Origin of the sequence: Nonomuraea sp. NPDC047897 (genome assembly GCF_043204415.1) — a bacterium.
GTDB lineage: Bacteria > Actinomycetota > Actinomycetes > Streptosporangiales > Streptosporangiaceae > Nonomuraea.
The window spans coordinates 1-1,503 of the sequence record NZ_JBIDCC010000036.1; the positions used below are offsets into that span (position 1 = coordinate 1).

Here is a 1,503-nt window from a genome sequence, read left to right on the forward strand (position 1 = left end):
CCCAAGGCCGTGAAGTTTGGGTTGTGGTGCGGCTGTCAAGTCGGCCGGAACAGGCAACGGAGTTCCTGCTAGAACGGTGTCGACCAAGATCACCGAGTAGCAAGAACTCCGTTGGATACCCAGTCTGTCACACGCACGATCACCGTTGCCCACGGCCGGTTCGCCCCCGGTCATCTGGGTGAACTGACCCAGCACCTGCCCTTCGAGATGGTCGATGAGGCCCTGACCGTCACCCGCACGATGCAGTCTCGCCTACGGGATCTGCCCTCTCGTGTCGTGGTCTATCTGTTGCTGGCCGCCTGCCTGTTCCCTGAGGTGGGATACCTGGGGGTATGGCACAAGCTCACCAGCGCGCTCGGCGACCTGCCCATAGCGGCACCGACCGCCAGCGCACTGTCCCAGGCCCGCCGACGCCTCGGCCCAGCCCCGCTGCGGTGGCTGTTCGATATCCTGCGCGGCCCGGTGGCCGCACCCGGACAACGCGGAACCTGGTGGCGAGGATTGCTGGTCTGCGCCATCGACGGCACCACACTGACCGTCCCCGACAATCCGAAGATGCTGACCCGCTTCACCAAACAGCGTGGCAACCACGGCGGCACGGGCTACCCGCAGATCCGGCTGGTAGCCCTGCTCGCGTGCGGCACCCGCACGGTCATCGACGCGGTGTTCGGCCCCACCACCACAGGGGAGACCGGCTACGCCCCACACCTGCTGCCCAGCCTCCGCACAGGCATGATCCTGCTGGCAGACCGGAACTTCAGCGGCAAAGACCTGATCGGCGACATCGCCGCCACCGGTGCCGATGTCCTGGTCCGACTCAAAATCGGCCGGGTGATGCCGATCCTGGCCCGCTACCCCGACGGCTCCTACCTTTCGATGCTGGGCGCGCTGCGGGTACGCGTCATCGAGTGCCAGATCACCAGCGCGACCACCGCCGGGCACCGCACCGGCGTGTACCGACTGGCAACCACCCTGACCGACCACCACCACTACCCAGCGGGCGAGCTGATCCGGCTCTACCACGAGCGCTGGGAGATCGAAACCGCCTATCTGGAGCTCAAGTCCAGCATCCTGGGCGGCCGAGTGCTGCGCGCCCGCACGCCCACCGGGATCGAGCAGGAGATCTACGCACTGATCGTGGTCTACCACCTGCTGCGCACCGCCATGGCGGAGGCCACCCGCACCCGACCCGGCACCGATCCCGACCGAGCCAGCTTCAACATCGCCTGGCAGGCCGCCCGCGATCAACTCATCCAAGCCGCGAACATCATCGCCAGCACAACCATCGATCTCGTGGGCACGATCGGCCGGCACGTCCTGGCCGGCCTTCTACCCTCCCGACGACTGCGGGTGAGTCCCCGCATCGTCAAACGCGCCATCTCCAAATACCAGGCCCGTGGCCCGGTCATCGACCGAACCAGCTACAAGGCCACCGTCAGTATCGACATCCTCGCTCCGGCAGACCCTTGACGCTCACCACAACCCCCAAACTTCACGGCCTTG

At 66.3% G+C, this 1,503-nt stretch carries 1 protein-coding gene; it reads left to right on the forward strand.

Annotated elements, in window-relative coordinates; translation table 11 throughout:
• Positions 1 to 111: 111 nt before the first annotated feature.
• On the forward strand, positions 112 to 1,470 hold the full coding sequence (locus ACGF0J_RS38020; RefSeq protein WP_393154168.1) for an IS4 family transposase: 1,359 nt from the start codon (positions 112 to 114) through the stop codon (positions 1,468 to 1,470).
• Positions 1,471 to 1,503 lie beyond the last annotated feature (33 nt).